Annotated in this window: 9 protein-coding genes; 4 read left to right on the top strand and 5 right to left on the bottom strand. The window is 62.7% G+C overall.

The features are described from left to right. Nucleotides 1–296: 296 nt before the first annotated feature. From DK366_RS18890 to DK366_RS18875, 4 genes are all read right to left on the bottom strand, one after another. On the bottom strand, nucleotides 297–1652 hold the full coding sequence (locus DK366_RS18890) for an amidohydrolase family protein (RefSeq protein ID WP_232821116.1): 1356 nt from the start codon (nucleotides 1650–1652) through the stop codon (nucleotides 297–299). 87 nt (nucleotides 1653–1739) lie between these two features. Further along, nucleotides 1740–4373, bottom strand: a complete 2634-nt coding sequence (gene plsB, locus DK366_RS18885; protein ID WP_109127108.1) for a glycerol-3-phosphate 1-O-acyltransferase PlsB — start codon at nucleotides 4371–4373, stop codon at nucleotides 1740–1742. Between the two features lie 150 nt (nucleotides 4374–4523). Continuing rightward, nucleotides 4524–5516: a hypothetical protein gene (locus DK366_RS18880; RefSeq protein ID WP_109127102.1), complete on the bottom strand. Its 993-nt coding sequence runs from the start codon at nucleotides 5514–5516 to the stop codon at nucleotides 4524–4526. Nucleotides 5517–5847: 331 nt separating this feature from the next. Further along, the gene (locus DK366_RS18875) at nucleotides 5848–6750 is read right to left on the bottom strand and encodes an HAD family acid phosphatase (protein ID WP_109127101.1); all 903 of its coding nucleotides are present in this window, start codon (nucleotides 6748–6750) and stop codon (nucleotides 5848–5850) included. Between the two features lie 173 nt (nucleotides 6751–6923). Between DK366_RS18875 and DK366_RS18870 the strand changes: the two genes are divergently transcribed. The 4 genes from DK366_RS18870 to DK366_RS18855 all read left to right on the top strand — a co-directional run bounded on the left by DK366_RS18870 (nucleotide 6924) and on the right by DK366_RS18855 (nucleotide 15452). After that, the gene (locus DK366_RS18870) at nucleotides 6924–7823 is read left to right on the top strand and encodes a prohibitin family protein (RefSeq protein ID WP_109127100.1); all 900 of its coding nucleotides are present in this window, start codon (nucleotides 6924–6926) and stop codon (nucleotides 7821–7823) included. 160 nt (nucleotides 7824–7983) lie between these two features. Further along, complete coding sequence (locus DK366_RS18865; RefSeq protein ID WP_109127099.1) at nucleotides 7984–9012, top strand: AI-2E family transporter; 1029 nt, start codon at nucleotides 7984–7986, stop codon at nucleotides 9010–9012. A 353-nt stretch (nucleotides 9013–9365) separates the two neighbouring features. After that, a complete protein-coding gene (locus tag DK366_RS18860; RefSeq protein WP_109127098.1) occupies nucleotides 9366–12221 on the top strand; it encodes a TonB-dependent receptor in 2856 nt (951 codons plus the stop codon). Nucleotides 12222–12626: 405 nt separating this feature from the next. Then, nucleotides 12627–15452, top strand: coding sequence for a TonB-dependent receptor (locus tag DK366_RS18855; RefSeq protein WP_109127097.1), 2826 nt, complete (start codon nucleotides 12627–12629; stop codon nucleotides 15450–15452). A 74-nt stretch (nucleotides 15453–15526) separates the two neighbouring features. Here the strand turns inward: DK366_RS18855 and DK366_RS18850 are convergent, their stop codons facing one another. Further along, entirely contained in the window at nucleotides 15527–17104 is a 1578-nt protein-coding gene (locus tag DK366_RS18850) for a sulfotransferase (RefSeq protein ID WP_109127096.1), read from the bottom strand. Nucleotides 17105–17115: the final 11 nt, after the last annotated feature.

The following is a 17115-nucleotide window of genomic DNA, read 5'->3' as shown; positions in this document are numbered from 1 at the left end:
AGAGCAAGAGCCAGGGCAAGAGCAAGAGCAAGAGCAAGAGCAAGAGCAAGAGCAAGAGCAAGAGCAAGAGCAAGAGCCACGGCAACACCATGGCTCGAAGTCATGCATTGATCGATATCGCCGCGTTTCCCCCTGTGGGAGCGCACCCTGTGCGCGACCGCGGCGTCTCGTTGCTGCCGCTTCGTCGGCTTGTCGCGCACAGGGTGCGCTCCCACAGGGGGCGGGAAAGGCTCTCGCGGGCTGGCCCCTCACCCCAACCCTCTCCCCGAAGGGGAGAGGGAGCAAAAGCTGCGGCGTTACATCGTCGGTTTGCCGCCTTCCTTGTAGATCACGCCTTCCTTCATCACGAAATCCATCTTCTGCATCACCGTGATGTCATCGAGCGGATTGCCCGGCACAGCGACGATATCGGCGACGCGACCCACCGCGATCTGACCCAGTTCGTTCTGCTTGTGCAGCAGTTCGGCGGCGTGCGTGGTGGCGGCCTGCAGCACGTACATGGCCGGCATGCCGGCTTCCACCATGTACTGGAATTCCTTCGCGTTCTGGCCGTGCGGATAGACGGCGGCATCGGTGCCGAAGGCGATCTTCACACCGGCCTTGTACGCCTTGCCGGCGGTGGCCTGGATGATCGGGCCGACCTGCAGCGCCTTGGCGGCGACTTGCGGCGGGTAGTAGCCGGGCTTGGCGGCCATTTCCTGCACATATTTGCCGGCGATGATGGTGGGCACGTACCAGGTGCCGTGTTCCTTCATCAGCTTCATGTCTTCGTCGTTCATGAAGGTGCCGTGCTCGATGGAATCCACGCCGCCGAGCACGGCGCGGCGGATCGCTTCCGCGCCGTGCGCATGCGCGGCCACGGTGAAGCCGTAATCGTGCGCGGTGGTGGTGATGGCCTTGATCTCTTCGATGGTCATCTGCGCGTTGTCGGCGCTGGCGCTTTCGTCGAGCACGCCCCCGGACGGCATGATCTTGATCACGTCCACGCCATCCTTGTAGTGCTGGCGGATGGCTTTGTAGGCATCTTCGGGGCTGTTGATGATGCCGTCCTTGGGGCCCGGGTCGCCGGCCAGATCGGAACGGTAGCCATCGGTGGGGTCGGCATGGCCGCCCGTGGTGCCGATGGGCCTGCCGGCAGTGAAGATGCGCGGGCCCGGCACGATGCCAGCGTTGATAGCGTTGCGCAGCGCGATGGATTCGTTCGCCATGTCGCCCACGTTGCGCACGGTGGTGAAGCCGGCCATCAACGTGCGCTTGGCATAGACGGTGGAGCGGATGGCGTAGTCGGAAACGTTCCAGCGGAACTGGTCGGTGTAACCGGTGGGGCTGGTTTCGCTGGTGAGGTGTGTGTGCGAGTCGATCAGGCCGGGCAGGCAGGTGCCGCTGGCCACGTTGTAGAAGGCGAAGGTGGCGCCGGATGACTTGGCGGCATCCTCATACGGCTTGGGGTCGACCGCGCCGGATTTGATTTCCTTGACGCGCTTGCCTTCGATGATCAGCGTGGTCTGGCCAAGCATCTTGCCGGCCGCGGTATCGACCATGCGCGCGCACTGCAACACGGTGATGTTCTGAGCGGGCTGTGCCGGTTCGGCGGCGATGGCGGCCGGCAGCACAAGGGCTGCGGCGATGGCTGAAGCAACGCGCTTGATCATGATGAGCTCCCCGGATGAAGAGGTCATCTTAGGCGAGCTTCACGCCGCAAGAGGGGTGACGAAAGTCACCCCTGGACGTTTGGCCGATCAGTCCTTGGAGGACGTCTCGCTGGTCGCGCTTTCTTCGATCACGGTCGTTTCCACCGGCGCGTGCTCGTGCTGCTCGGCGGTTACGTGGCGTTCGTGCAGCGCTTCGCTGGTGGCGTCCGCCGGCAGCGGCTTCTCGGTCGTGCCGTTGTCCTTCTCGCCATCGCCACCCGGGGTGATCTTGAGGATGGAATGGCGCACTTCGCGCGCAAGGATGACGCGTGCATCGCGCACCATGTCTTCCAGCGCGGAGTCGTAATCGAGCTTGCCGGCGTCGTCGGTCCACACGATGCGCTTCTCGCGCAGCTTCTGGATGAAGCCGCGAAACAGCGCCTTGTCGAAGAACTCCGGCGCCGACAATTCGTTGAGCAGGCTCAGGCGCTGCGCGGTAAGCGTGCAGGCGTTTTCGAGCTCCGCCGACGACAGCGTGTGCGGGCCGTTCTTCACCAGTGCCGCGATGGTGATGTAGTAGCGCTCGAAGGCCTGGATCAGGCTGCGCGCGATGATCTTCAACTGGAATGCGGCATCGTCCTGGCCCGGGCCACGCTCCAGCACACGGCCTTCGCCGGTGGCTTCGAGCAGGCCGCGACGCACGAAGAAATCGATGGTCGCCTGCAGCTGCTGGCAGAAGCCATCCGCGTCCCACGGCAGGAACAGCTCGCCCTGGATGAACGGATAGATGATGCGGCCCAGGCGCAGCACCGACGCGCGCGACATGCGGCGATTGTTGAGGAAGCACGAGGCCACCCACGCCGCCGTGGCGGTGAGGTGCAGCACGTTGTTGCGGAAGTAGCTCAGCAACACCGCCTGCTCGTCTTCGGTGACCAGCACGTCGCCCAGCGGATGGCGCACGCGACGAATCCAGCCCATCTGCTCGCCATAAGCGATGATGCCGGGTGGGTCCATCGAGGTGAGCGTCATGCGATCCGAATACGGCAGCTCTTCCAGCAGCGCCTTCATCAGTTCGATCTGCGAAAGCAGGTCGTTTTCCGCCATGGCGTGCTTGGGCGTGGCGAGCAGCGCCAGCGCGAGCAGGTTGATCGGGTTCACGTCGGCGGCGCGGTTGATGTTGATCTGGATCTTGTCGGCCAGATCGTCCACCACGCGGCCCAGCCACTCGGGCTTGGCATCGGGATCATCGGTGCGCCAGTCGGGGCTGGCGGCGTCGAGCATCGGATTGAGTTCGATTGGCTCGCCGAAATTCAGTGCCACGTGGCCGTAGCGCTGGCGCAGCACCTTCAGGCCGCGCAGCAGGCCGATCAGCGATTCCTTCTCCTTGGGCTTGCCGGAGAGTTCGCCGATGTAGCTCTTGCCTTCCATCAGCTTCTCGTAGCCGATGTACACGGGCTGGAACAGCACCGGTCGGCGCGGCGCACGCAGGAAGGCACGCACCGTCATGGCCAGCATGCCGGCGCGCGGCGCCAACAGTCGGCCCGTGCGCGAGCGGCCGCCTTCGATGAAGTATTCCATCGGCACGCCGCGGTCGATCAGCTGCGCCACGTATTCGTTGAACACCACCGAATACAGCGCGTTGCCCTTGAAGCTGCGGCGCAGGAAGAACGCACCGCCGCGACGCAGGATGGGCCCGATCACCGGAAGGTTGAGGTTCACGCCCGCCGCGATGTGCGGCACCACCACGCCGGACATGTGCAGCTGATAGGACATCAGCAGATAGTCCGCGTGGCTGCGGTGGCATGGGACGTACACCACTTCATGGCCAGGCGCGGCGGCGCGGGCCTTGTCGAAGTGATGCATGTGGATGCCGTCGTAAAGCTTGTTCCAGAAGTTGGACAGCAGGAACGACGCCGAACGCACCACCGGGTGCGAATAGTCCGCGGCAATTTCCATCACCAGATCGTGCGCGCGACGCCACGCCTTGGCCTGGCTGATGTTTTCCTTGGCGGCGGTCGCGGCAATCGCCGCGCGCACGGGTTCGGCGTTCAACACCGCATCGACCACCGTACGGCGATGCGAGAGGTCGGGGCCGATCACCGCCGCACGGATGCGACGGAAGTGCGTGCGCAACACGCGGGCAATCTTGCGGGTGAGGCGCTCAGGGCGAATCTCGCCCGCTTCGTTCACCACCGTGCGCAGGGACACCGGCGTGGAGAAATGCACCACGGTGTCGCGGCCGTTGAGCAGCAGCGCCAGCATGCGGCGGAAGCGGCCGACCACCACCCAGTTTTCCGAGAACAGCACGCTGAACCAGCCCGACTCGCGGGTGGGCGCGCGGCCGACGTAGATGGAAACGGGCACGATCTGCACGTCGCGATCCGGAACGCCATCCAGCGAGCGCACCAATTGGCCCAGCGTGTCGTTGGGCGAGCGCTTGCGGTTGCGACCGAACAGCCAGCCATCGCGGCGCGCCAGGGCAAACACCGAGCGCTTGCGGCGCGTGCCGGACAGCGGCTGCATGGGCGTGGGCAGGCCGGCCTCGCGGCAGGCGCGCTCCAGGATCAGGGCATCGGAAAGGCCATCGCGTTCGATCACATAGCAAACCGGCACGCCGGCCTGGAGAAGGGCGGCGGGTTCGGCGGGATCGCGGCGGATGCGTACCCAGGGCTCGAGCAACTGCCCGACCAGGTTGAACCACCAGGGGGCGCGGCTACGGGCGGGCGTGTCCGTGGTCGACATATTCTGCATTCCCCAATTGTAACTGGTGAGCCCGGTTGTTCCGGAATCTGCTGATCAGGCGGCATGCCCATCGCCCCGGCCTTTTACCGGGGCGTGGGTAAACAAGATGTTCTGTCGCCCGTCTCGGGCGTCTTCACCTTGGTGCTTGGCTTAGTGCCTGGTTGCCGGCGTGACCGTCATGGCCTGGATGGTTGAGGCTGCGCTGGGCGGTGCCACGCTGCTCGGCGGTGCCGGGGCAAGCAGGCGTTCGTGGGCCTCGCGAACGTTCTGCAGCACATCGGCGCTGTACCAACGGCCATCCTGTTCGACCAGGTCCGATTCGGTGGACAACGGCTTGCCGAGCAAGGTGTAGTCGATACGCACATGCGCATGGCCGTTGCGGTTTTCCGTGGTCGTTATCTTCACCGAGTCCAGCATGTCGTCCACCGACAGGCCGTAGACCGCCAGCGCCTGCTTGATGCCGAGGAAGCCCACGCTGTACTTCTGCATGGCGGTGTCGAAATCCATCGACTTCAGCTGCTCGGGCGTCTTCAGGTCGAGCTTGCGGGCGGGGGCCACCGCCACGTCGATCACCTGCTTGGCGCGGGTCTGGTCGAACCAGGGCACGTTCTGCGCCCAGGGCGCGAGCACGTTGATCACCTCGGTCGCCTGCTGCTTCTGCTGGTTGGTCAGTTCCTTGCTCTGCGCCACGCCGGTGGCGGCAATGGCCTGGAAGATGCCGATCATCACCGGCACCTGATCGGAATACTGCTGCTTCAGCTGCATGAGTTTCGGCTTGGCGACGGCGTACAGCTTGGTTTCCGCGTCCGGCTCGGTCAGCTGCTGCATGTCCTTGACGAAATCCGCGCGCTCTTCGGCCGACAGCGGATGGTCGTCAGGGCGCGGGCGGGTCCAGTCGGCGCGCAGCGTGTCGTAGTCGGCCGGTGGCAGTGCGTGCTTCCAGAAGCCGGCGAAGTCGGCCGCCTTGATCAGCGCGATCGACTGCTGCACCGAGGCTTCCGGCGTGTCGCCGCCGACCACCACGGGCACGGTGCCGGGACCGCTGGCGGGCTTGTGCGATGTCATGAACAACGCGGCCACCGTGGCCAGCACCAGCAGGGCAATGAACGCACCAACGGCGTAGAAAACGGATGAGCGACGCATGGAGTCTCGGTATCGGATGGCGCCTGGCACGTTCGCCGGGCGGTCGGCGGAGCGTAAGGGCGCAGGCTTCACGTGAACAAGGGGTCGGGGCGCCGGCCCGGGAGCCCGTTCAAGCCAGCTTTGGGTTGTCCCGATGTTGGGGACGCCCAAAAGAAAACCCCGCGGGCGTTTGGCCTCACGGGGTAATCCGGCAGAGCCGGAAGGGAAATGGCCTTGCCTGCGGAATTATCAAGGTCAGCAGGTGTTGGCGGGGAGGATCTTACTTCCCCGTTAAACCTAAAGCAATACTTTAGCTTTAATAGCGTAAGTGATTGTTTTTATTTGATCGCTATCAGTCGAAACGCAGCGACTGGACCTTCTGGCGACGGCGCTCGTCGCGCGGGGCCGTGTAGTCATTATTAAACAGAGCGGGCTCCCACGCGCCATAGGTCGGGTTGGGCAGCACGAACCAACGGGTGCCAATCCAGTCCATGTAGGGCGCCATGGCCTTCTGGCGGCCGGCGGCGTTGTTGGCCAGAACCGTCACAAAATCGCCGATCTGGTCGCCAAACTGCATCAAAACGCGGTATTTGTGGCTGATCAGCTGGCGGCGGCAACCCTTCTCCGTGCCCACCTGCTCGCAGTCTTCGACAAAGGTGCCCAGGCCCAGGAACGCTTCCGGACCGGACACCGGCAGGCCTTCCTTGCGCAGGTTGGCCAGCGTGGACTGGTCCAGGTCCTTGGCGCGGTTGGAGATATAGATTACCGCGATGCCGTGCTTGGCCGCGAACTGGGTGAATTCGACCACGCCGGGCAGCGCGCGGGCGCGCTGCTCGTTGCACCAGGCCGCCCAGTCGGCTTCGTTGTATTCACCGCCGCTCTTGATCAGGCGCGCCTGGTACGGCGAGTTGTCGAGCACGGTTTCGTCGATGTCCAGCACCACGGCCGGCTTGAGATCCTTGATGGGCGTCAGGCGGTCGTCCTTGGGCAGCGCGTCCCACTGCTTGTCGGCGAGGGCGGCCAGCAGGCGCGATTCGGCATCGCGATAAGTCTGCAGATAGATCAGGTCGTGCTCGATCGCCGTCTGGCTCCAGGCCACCGCATTGAGGTTGTCATCGGCGGGCGTGCTGGGTGCCGGCGCCGTGGCAACGGGTGTTGCAGGCACGCTCGGCGCGGGTGTCTTGGTGGGCGCAGTGCTGGTGCAACCGGCGAGCAGGACCAGGGCGGCAAGGGCTGCCGGCAAACGAACGGACATGGGAAAACCTCTGAAAGCGGGTCGCGCAGGATCGCGCAACTTTACGACAGTGAGAGGTCACCCTACATTCGCCCCGGGGATTCATCTCACACTCTCGCTGGCCACAGGCCCGGTGACGGCTGGACCGCGCCTGCGCCTGTGGCTGTCTCTTTTCTCCACAAGGATGTCCATCGATGCCTGCAATCGAAAGCAGCAACCGCTTCAAGCTCCTGCGCAACGTGATCATCGGGGTCGTGGTGCTGATCGTGCTCATCGCGTTCTGGCCGTTCCGCACGGTGCCCACCGGATCGCGCGGTGTGCTGACGCAGTTTGGCGCCATCAGGAAGATCGAGCCCGAAGGCCTGGTCGTGGTGCCGCCGTGGCAGAACCTGGCGCTTTTCAGCATTCGCGCCGAAGAGGCGCAGATCGACGAAGCCGATGGCAGCACCAGCGATACGCAGCCGGTAAAGGTGAGCTTGACCGTGCGCTACAGCATCCAGACGGATCGCGTTTCCGAGGTGTACGAGAAATACAGCCACAACGGCGATCTTTCGTCCTATGTGCAAACGGCCACGCAGGAAGTCTTCAAGGCCGTCACTGCGCGTTATTCCGCGCCGGACCTGATTGCCAAGCGTTCGCAGGTCTCCTCGGACATCAACCTGGCGCTGAAGGAAAAACTCAACATGTATGGCGCGCAGGTGATCAATATCGACATGCGCAACTTCTCCTTCTCCGATACCTACATGCACGCCATCAACGAGAAGGTCACGCAGGAGCAGCTGCGCCTGGCAGCCGAGAACAAGGTGCGCACGGTGGAGGCGGAGCAGCGCGCCAAGGTGGTCACCGCACAGGCCGATGCGGATGCGCTGAAAGCCCAGGCGGATGGTGAGGCCTATGCCACCGTGACCGCCGCCAATGCCCAGGCCGAAGCGCTCAGGGCGCAGAGCGATGCCTTGGCCAAGAGCAAGGATGTTCTGGAACTGCGCCGCATCGAAGTTGAAAAGATCAAGGCCGAGAAGTGGAACGGTGAGCTGCCGCAGCATATTTATGCCAATGCGCCGATCCCGTTCCTGCAGATGGACGGCAACAAGTGAGCGCGGCAGACGGCTGACGGTGGGTGGGGCCAGGCCACCGAACGCCCGGCCGCCGGTCTGAATGGCGCGCCGCTCCGTCCTGACGGTTTACCCGTGAGGCTGGCGGCCGTCATGGTCTGCTGACAGACTGCACGCATCCCCATCGTTCGCATGATTTTGCATGGACCCTGCACCGATCGTCCGTCCTCCGTCGCCCGCCATCCGCATCACGAGTTACGTGCTGACCGGCCTCGCGTTGGTGCTGCTGCTGGGCCTGAGGTTGATGCCGGCCCTGCTGGCCGGCCTGCTGGTATACGAACTGGTGCAGTCCACGGCGCCCTTGCTTGGCAAGCGTGTGCCGGGTGATCGGGCGCGCGTGCTGGTGGTGGCGTTGCTAGCCACCATCGTGGTCGGGCTGCTGGTGTTGCTGATCCTCAGCGCGGTGAGCTTCCTGCGCAATGAAATCGGCAATCCGGAGTTGTTGTGGCAGCAGCAGCTGATGCCACTGGTGGAGAAGGCGCGCGAGCAGTTACCGGCCACCGTGGTGGGCTGGTTGCCGGACAGCGTGGACGACCTTCGCCTGATGGCCATGGAATTGACGCGCAAGCACTCGGTGAGCCTGCAGACCATCGGCAAGGAAGCGGCGCGCGTGTTCGTGCACATCCTGATCGGCATGGTGCTGGGTGCCATCGTGGCGCTCAGCCGCGCACGGCCGGCACACCAGGTGGGGCCGCTCGCATCGGCGCTCGGCTTGCGTGCGCAGCGACTGGCGGAAGCGTTCCACAACATCGTGTTCGCGCAGATAAAGATTTCGCTGCTCAATACCGTGTTCACGGCAATCTTCCTGCTCGGCGTGCTGCCGCTGCTGGACATCCACGTGCCGCTGGCGAAGACGCTGGTGGTGATCACCTTCATCGTGGGTCTGCTGCCGGTAATCGGCAACCTCATCTCCAATACCGCCATCACGATTGCAGGACTTTCCATCTCGCTTGGGGTCGGTATCGCGGCGCTGGGCTTTCTCATCCTCATCCACAAGCTTGAATACTTCCTCAATGCGCGCATCGTGGGCAGCCAGATCCGTGCACGTGCATGGGAACTGCTGGTGGCCATGCTGTTGATGGAGGCGGCGTTCGGCCTTGCAGGCTTGATTGCTGCGCCGATCTACTACGCGTACCTCAAGAGCGAGCTGGAAGCCGAGCGGCTGATCTGACCCGCCTCAAGCTTCGCGGCGCGCGTCGCAAACTTTCATGCTTTGGTCGTTCGCGCTTGCGAAGCGTGAACGCATTCTTGCGCGACGGCATGGTGAACCTGCGAATCCGGCGCACTCCTGCGAATAACGCGCAATCTCTTGACGTTAAAAAATACTTCTTGCGATTCAACAATTTGCGATCGTCCAAGGGCTGTTGCGACACGTCAGCTTTGTGTTAGAAAAATAGGCAGGTGATTTCATTTGGGCGTCCAAATGACATGCGAACCGTGGGGAGACGGGACGCCGGAATCATCGACTTGCTTAAAGCGTGCGTGCTCGACATCACTCATTACATAAAGCAGTAGGGGAGATCCATGTTGAAGTCCAAGCTCACGGTCGCCGTGCTGGCGGCCTTGGCGTTCGGCTGCGTGCCAGCGTTCGCCGCTACCTCCGATTCAAGCAGCAATGCCCAGCCGGGTAGCAACACCGCAACCGACCAGCCTCAGGACGCGTCGCAGGACCAGTCCGCTACGCAGGCCGATGAGAAGAAGGCCAAGCGACTCGATACCGTCAGCGTCTCCGGTACGCTGATCAACAACGCGCAAATCCAGACGGCCGCGCCGATCTACACGATCAGCAGCCAGGAAATCAAAGCGCGCGGCTTCAACAGCGTGAGCGAAGTGCTGCAGAGCTCCGTGATGGCTACAGGCTCCGTGCAGGGTCCGCAGGCCAGCGGCGGCTTCACCCAGGGCGCGCAGACCATCAGCCTTTACGGCTTGAACCCCGAGTACACGCTGACCCTGATCGATGGTCGTCCCATCACCCAGTTCGGCCAGCTCTACAACGGCGAGAGCAACTTCACCAACATCTCCAACATTCCGTTGTCGATGATTGATCACATCGACGTGATGCCGGGTGGCGCGTCGTCCATCTACGGTTCGCAGGCCATCGCGGGCGTGGTGAATATTGTTACCAAGCAGCACATGGACGGTGCCGAAGTGCTGGTGCGCGCGGGCGGTTACGACGGCGGCGGTGGCTCCAGCCAGCGCATGTCGCTCAGCTTCGGCCACCAGTTCGGCAAGCTCGATGTGCTGGGCTCGATCGAATTCGACAACCAGTCGCCGATCTGGGCCTACCAGCGTTCGCTTACCGCGACCAACCCGACGCCCGTCACGGTGGCGCGCGTGCTCGACTACGGCACGCTCGACACCTACACCGGCGGTGTGCAGGGCTACATCAGCCCGCCGGACAACTGCTCCGCCATGAGCGGCCTGTTCCATGGCACCACGGTCGACGCCCATTCCACGATCGCCACGCGTACCGGCACGTTCTGCGGTTCGAATGACGTCTACGGCTACACCACGCTGCAGAACCAGAGCCGCAGCTACGACGGCATGCTGAAGTTGAAGTACGACCTCAACGACTACGTGCGCTTCTACGGCGATGCCCTGGTCGACTGGCAGCAGCAGAAGTGGACGCCGGGTTCGGACTTCAACTGGTGGGGCCCCATCGATTACCCGGGCGGCCTGATCGAAGCCCCCAACGGCCACATCCTCTATCCCGAGCGCGTGTTCGGTCCGGAAGAAGTGGGCAACAACTACTACAACCAGCTGGGTCGTCAGGATGACCTGATGTACCAGGCCGACATCGGCGCCAACGGTACGTTTGGTGATTCGAACTGGCAGTGGGATGTGTACTTCGTGCGCTCGGGCGACAAGACCACCTCGAGCACGCCCGAACGCATGGCTGCCGCGGTAGACAGCTACTTCGGCAATATCCTGGGACCCTCGTTGGGGCAGGACCCGAACACCGGTCTGAACGTCTACAACCCGAACTGGCAGCAGTTCTACACGCCGCTGACGCCGGCACAGCTCGCCAGCTTCATGCAGAACATCAGCAGCGAATCCAACACCTGGGTCAACAACACGCGCGCCACCATCACCAACAGCAGCCTGTTCTCGTTGCCGGGCGGTGACGCGGCCTTGGCCGTGCTGGTGGAAGGCGGCAGCCAGGCGTGGTACGAGCCGTTGAACCCGCTGATCCTCAATGGCGATGTGTGGGGCCTTACCGGCAACTCCGGTGGCGGCACGCGCAACCATGCGGCGTCGGCGTTCGAGTTCAACGCACCGATCTGGAAGATGCTGACGCTCGACCTGTCGGGTCGTTATGACCACTACAGCGCGTCCAACAGCGACAACGGCAAGTTCACGTACAAGGCCGGCCTGGAATTCCGCCCGCTCGACACCTTGTTGCTGCGTGGCAATTACTCCACGGCGTTCCTCGCCCCCGACATGTCGGCGTTGTACCTGGGCCCCAGCGGCAACTACCAGGACATCACCGACTACTACCTGTGCAACACGCAGGGCGGTGGCAAGAACTGCACGCAGAACTACTACTACGAAGTGTCAGGCACCACGTTGGCCAACCCCAAGCTCAAGCCGACTACGGCCAAGAGCTGGTCGGTGGGCTTCGTGTGGGCGCCGATCGACAACCTGAGCATCACCAGCGACTACCTGCACATCAACATCAGCAACGAAATCGCACCGCAGCCTGCTGATTTGCTGATGCGCCAGGAAGACCAGTGTCTGGAAGGCCAGTTGCCGGCCAACTCGCCGGACTGCGTGGCGGCCACCTCGCAGGTGCAGCGCGACGCATTGACCGGCCAGGTCACCAGCATCACGCAGTACTACATCAACGTGTCGAGCGAACAGACCGAATCGGTGACGTCGCAGATCAAGTATCTGTTCCATCCCAGCCCGATTGGCCAGTTCAACGTGCAGCTGGACTGGAACGACATGCTCAAGCATGCGTACCAGATCTACCCGGGCGGCCCGACCATCAACCAGCTCACCAATCCGCTGTACAGCCAGGAATTCAAGAGCATCATCAGCGGTTCGCTGGGCTGGTCGTTCCACGACACCTGGGCGAGCACGCTGTACTGGCATCGCAACGGACCGTCGCCGAACTACACCGGCACCATCAATGGTCCGAACTATCCGGGCGATGCCAAGGTGGCACCGTGGATCACCTGGAACTGGAGCTTCACCTACTCGCCGACCAGGGATGTGGACGTCTCGTTGTTGACCAACAACATCACGAACAAGATGCCACCCAAGGACGGTTCGTATGTGGGCACGTTCCCGTACTACAACACCGAGAACTACAACGTGTATGGCCGCGAAGTGATGCTGCAGCTGCAGTGGCGCTTCGGAGGCCACACCAACGGCTGATTCGTGTTGAATCCAGGGTTGCCCAGGCAACCCCTCGGCTGACAGAAAACCCCGCCCTCGTGGCGGGGTTTTTTTGTTCCATACGCTGCCGTTTTACCCCTCCAGCGGTAGGCCTTTTCTGGCTTCGTTGCATCGCTTGTAGGAAAAACCCTACAACTTTACGTCACATTTTTGCGAAAAACATACGTAAAAACACACACTTGCGAATTCGCAAAAAGAAACGGTTGTGTGAAAAATTTGTCTCGTGCTAAACATGATTTTGCGGTGCGTTCAGCTAGCCGTCAGCTATACAAGCCGTAGTCGTATCGCGTTTTTCAACGAAGGGTTATGCCGGGAGGGAGCCGGCATCGCTCAAAACACGGCAGCAACGACAGCAAATCATTGCGTTTAGTAGGGGAGAAAAACATGTTGAAGTCCAAGCTCACGGTTGCCGTGCTGGCAGCCATGGCGTTCGGTTATTCGCACGCTTATGCGGCCACTGCCATGCCCGATCCGCAAGACACGGCGTCGCAATCGCAGGATCAGGCACAGAGCGACAAGGCCAAGAAGCTCGAGGCCGTTACCGTCACCGGCTCGCTCATTCCGCAGTCGCAGATCGAAACCTCCGCCCCGGTCACCACCATCACGGCGGAAGACATGAAGGTGCGCGGCTTCACCTCCGTTGCCGAAGCACTGCAGCAGTCCAGCTTTGCCACGGGTAGCGTGCAGGGCGCCAGCACCTCCGCCAGCTTCACCCAGGGTGCCCAGACGCTCAGCCTGTTCGGCCTGCCCGTCGGCTTCGTGAAGTACCTCATCGACGGTCGTCCGATGGGTAACTTCCCGGCCCTCTACAACGGCAGCGATTCGTTCAACAACCTCAGCGGCATCCCGATGGACATGGTCGATCACATCGACATCCTGCCGGGTGGCCAGTCGTCGCTGTACGGTTCGGACGCCATCGCCGGCGTCATCAACATCGTGCTGAAGAAGAAGATCGATGCCCCGACCATCGATGCCCGCTACGGCTGGCACTCGGGCGGCGGCGGTGCGGATCGTCGCGTCAGCTTTGCCGATAGCTGGAACGCCGGCAAATTCAACATCCTCGTCGGCGGCCAGTTCGAAAGCACCCAGCCGATCTGGGGCTTCGATCGCAGCCTGACCAAGCAGTTCTACACCCAGGGCACCAGCGCCGCGGTCGCGTCGCGTGACTTCCTGGTGTACAGCCCGTTCTCGGGCCACTACTACTTCGAAGATCCGAACAACTGCGCCGGCACCACCGGCCTGTTCAAGGGCACGGAAGGCCTGCAAACGCGCAGCGGCGGCCGCACCTATTGCGGCACGTTCTACTCGCCGGGCTATCGCACGCTGCAGAACGATTCGAAAACGGCGAACGTCTACACGCACGCCACCTTCGACGTTAACGAAAACCTGCAGCTGTACAGTGACTTCCTCTACAACTACCAGGAGCAGAAGTACACGGCCGGTGCTGCGTACACCTGGTGGGGCACCAGCGATTTCGGCAGCGCGTTCTACGATCCGAACCTGGACGACTTCGTGGCGCTGCAGCGCGCGTTCGGCCCGGAAGAAGTCGGCGGCTTCCAGAACATCATGGACAAGCAGACCGAGAACTCCTACATGTTCACGGTGGGCGGCAAGGGTACCTTCGGCCAGTCCAACTGGGATTACGACCTGGGCTTCACCCATTCGGACGACAAGCTCGAAGTGCGTAACTTCGATCGCTTCGCCGGCGCAATGGATGCGTACTTCCAGAACAATGTGCTGGGTCCGCAGCAGGGTACCGACCCGTACTACCACAGCTACCCGGTGTTCACCCCGAACTACGCGAACTTCTACAAGCAGATTTCGCAGGCCGACTTCAAGGCCATGACGGGCTACACCACCACCAACGCCAAGACCTGGGACAACATGATCCGCGGTCAGGTGACCAACGGTTCGCTGTTCGTGCTGCCGGGTGGTGACGCGGGTCTCGCCGTGGTGGCCGAAGGCGGCAACCAGGGTTGGTCGTACGTCCCTGATCAGCGCCTGCTCGACGGCGACATCTGGGGCCGTTCGGACGTGCAGGGTGCGGGTCATCGCTCGCGTTACGCTGTCACCACCGAGTTGCGCCTGCCGCTGCTCAGCCAGCTGACGCTGGACGCCGCTGGTCGCTACGACAGCTACAACGTGGACGGCAATGACGTCAGCCACGGCACCTACAACATCGGTATCGAATACCGTCCGTGGGAGTCGTTCCTGCTGCGCGGTCGCTACGGCACGGCGTTCAAGGTGCCGACCCTGTCCGACGAGTTCCAGGGCGAGAGCGGCTATTACTCCTTCGTGCCTGACTATCTCAACTGCGCACGCATGGGTCACCCGCCGTCGGATATCGCCAACTGTAAGGCGCCGTACGACGATACCCAGTACTCCGGTACGCAGTCGGGCAACCCGGCGCTGAAGCCGATCACCGCCAAGGTGTGGAGCTACGGCTTCGTGTGGGCACCGGTCACGCGCATGTCTTTCAGCGTTGACTACTACCACTACGACATCAGCAACGAAGTGGCCATCGAAGACGCCGACAAGCTCTCGCAGGCCGAATACCTGTGCGACATCGGCACCCTCGACATCAGCTCGCCGACCTGCAAGAACGCGTTCGCCAAGATCACCCGCGGCATCTCGCTCGATCCGACCCTGCTGGGCCAGATCCAGTCGATCCTCACCCCGAAGGTGAACGTGGCGAGCGAGAAGGTCAACGCGTTGACGGCTGAATTCAGCTACGGCTGGAGCGTCGGCAGCTGGGGCAACATGAGCTTCGCCACGTCGTACAGCGACGTGCTCAAGCACGAGATCCAGCAGTACCCGGGCGACCCGCTCGTGGACGTGCTGCGTCACCCGTACTACAGCACGGACTTCAAGACCAAGGTCAACGGCTCGCTGACCTGGACCCCGAACGACCAGTGGAGCGGCACGGTGTACTTCAACCGTTACGGTTCCACGCCGAACTACCTGGCAACGGTGGCAGACAACTACACCGTGGCAGGCACCGGCAAGCTGGCCCCGTGGATCCTGTACAACGCGAGCGTCACGTACAACGTGTTCAAGAACCTCGGCCTGTCGCTGATGGTCAACAACGTGTTCAACAAGATGCCGCCGGAAGATCACAGCTATCCGGGTACCACGTCGTCTGCGTACAACGACACGAACTACAACGTGTACGGTCGCGCGTACTACCTCGAAGCGAACTACAAGTTCTAAGCGTTCGTTTTTCGATGTCGCAACACAAAAGGCCCCGCGCAAGCGGGGCCTTTCTTTTTGCGGCGGATAACGTGTCAGTTACGCAGCGCGACGCCTTCGCTTTCCAGCAGCGCGTGCAGGCGCTCCATTGGCGCGCCATACCGCTTCCAGCGCTGCAGCGAACGGCGATTCATGGGTTCACGTACCTGCACGGCGCTGGCGGTGGAAACCGGCGAGCGGTTTTCATGGAAGTCCAGGCACGCATCGTTCCAGGCCAATCCGCAGAAATCGATGATGCGCCGCGACTGCGCTTCCTGTTCATCGACCAGGGTCTCGTAGTCCACCTCGAGAATGCGACCGGGCAACACGCGCTGCCAGTGCGACATCAGACGATCGAACTGGGCGTAGTAGTAGCCCGTGTCATGCAGGTCGAACGCGTAGTCGTAGTAGGGCGATGTAAGGCTGAACAGCTGCCTGAAATTACTCAGGCAAACGTCCATGGGGTCCCGCCGCAGGCAGAGGATTTTCGCGTTGGGCAGCGCGCGCGCGATGAAGCCGGCATAGAGGAAATTGTGGGGCAGCTTGTCGATGAAGCGAGGTCGCGTGCCGGTGCCCGGGCGCGTGCTGGCGATGTAGTTGCGCCCGACCAGCGCGGGATCGGCCTGCAGGGCGCGCGTAATGGTGTCTTCGTCCAGCAGCGCGGGCGTACGGCTGCCCGACAACCGCTTCAATACCAGGCCAAAGTTCTGCAGTTCGCCGGCCGTCTGCACGTCCGGATGGCTGCTCACGATGCGCTCCACCAGCGTCGTGCCCGAGCGCGGCATGCCGATGATGAAGATGGGCTCGGCGCTGTCGTGTCCGCGATGGACGGTTGGGGTTTCGGGAAACGCCTTCGTCAGCGCATCGAACAGGGCCTGGTCGTTCTCGCGCCGGTAACCGCGCCCTTTGCCTCCTGCTGCCTTGCCTTTCGTCAGGTGGTCAAAGGCCGCGGCATAGTCGCCAAGGTCTTCGCATTCCTTGGCCAGCGCAAGGTGTACGTACATGTGCGCCTGATCGTCGCCGCCCGTTGCAGGAAGCAAGTGTTCCAGGCGCTCCCGGTGATGCCGTTCCGGCGTCTGCCTGCGTGCATGCGCCAGTGTGAAGTGCGCGCGCCACGCGTTCGGCTGGAGGGCAATACAGGTTTCCAGCTCGCGCTCGGCATCGTCCAGTCGTCCCGTCGCGATCAGGGACGAAGCAAGGTTGTAGTGATGATGAGCGCTATCCGGGGCCAGCGCCGTTGCGCGCTCGAAGGCGACACACGCCTTCTGGTGCGCGTTGGCCAGCGTGTAGATGACGCCAAGCGTATCGAGCTGCATGGCATCGCTGGGCGCCAGTGCCAACGCGCGATCGGCTTCGGCGAGCGCTTCCGCGGTGAGATTGCAGGCGGACAGTATGCGCGCGAACTGGCTCGCATAGAGGCTGCTGGCCGGCTCAAGCGCGGCCGCATAGCCCATGTGGCGGGCTGCTGCCTGCAACTGGCCAAGCTCCAGCGATGCAATGCCGAGTACGTAATGAAGCCCTGCGTTCTCCGACAGCCCGCGCAGCAAGGGCGTGCCAAGCTGCATTACACGCGGCCACTCGCGGCGGTTGAACGCTGCCAGGGTCTGTTCGTAGATCTGGGAGAAATCGGTCATGGCATCCGGCG

This window comes from Dyella sp. C11 (assembly GCF_003121485.1).
GTDB lineage: Bacteria > Pseudomonadota > Gammaproteobacteria > Xanthomonadales > Rhodanobacteraceae > Dyella.
Note: the sequence above shows the minus strand (reverse complement) of the source record. Positions and strands in the feature narration are given on the sequence as shown.

Excerpts from the sequence above, each read along its gene's own strand:
- DK366_RS18890 (WP_232821116.1), bottom strand. The coding sequence starts at position 1,652 with ATGATCAAGCGCGTTGCTTCAGCCATCGCCGCAGCCCTTGTGCTGCCG.
- plsB (WP_109127108.1), bottom strand. The coding sequence starts at position 4,373 with ATGTCGACCACGGACACGCCCGCCCGTAGCCGCGCCCCCTGGTGGTTC.
- DK366_RS18880 (WP_109127102.1), bottom strand. The coding sequence starts at position 5,516 with ATGCGTCGCTCATCCGTTTTCTACGCCGTTGGTGCGTTCATTGCCCTG.
- DK366_RS18875 (WP_109127101.1), bottom strand. The coding sequence starts at position 6,750 with ATGTCCGTTCGTTTGCCGGCAGCCCTTGCCGCCCTGGTCCTGCTCGCC.
- DK366_RS18870 (WP_109127100.1), top strand. The coding sequence starts at position 6,924 with ATGCCTGCAATCGAAAGCAGCAACCGCTTCAAGCTCCTGCGCAACGTG.
- DK366_RS18865 (WP_109127099.1), top strand. The coding sequence starts at position 7,984 with ATGGACCCTGCACCGATCGTCCGTCCTCCGTCGCCCGCCATCCGCATC.
- DK366_RS18860 (WP_109127098.1), top strand. The coding sequence starts at position 9,366 with ATGTTGAAGTCCAAGCTCACGGTCGCCGTGCTGGCGGCCTTGGCGTTC.
- DK366_RS18855 (WP_109127097.1), top strand. The coding sequence starts at position 12,627 with ATGTTGAAGTCCAAGCTCACGGTTGCCGTGCTGGCAGCCATGGCGTTC.
- DK366_RS18850 (WP_109127096.1), bottom strand. The coding sequence starts at position 17,104 with ATGACCGATTTCTCCCAGATCTACGAACAGACCCTGGCAGCGTTCAAC.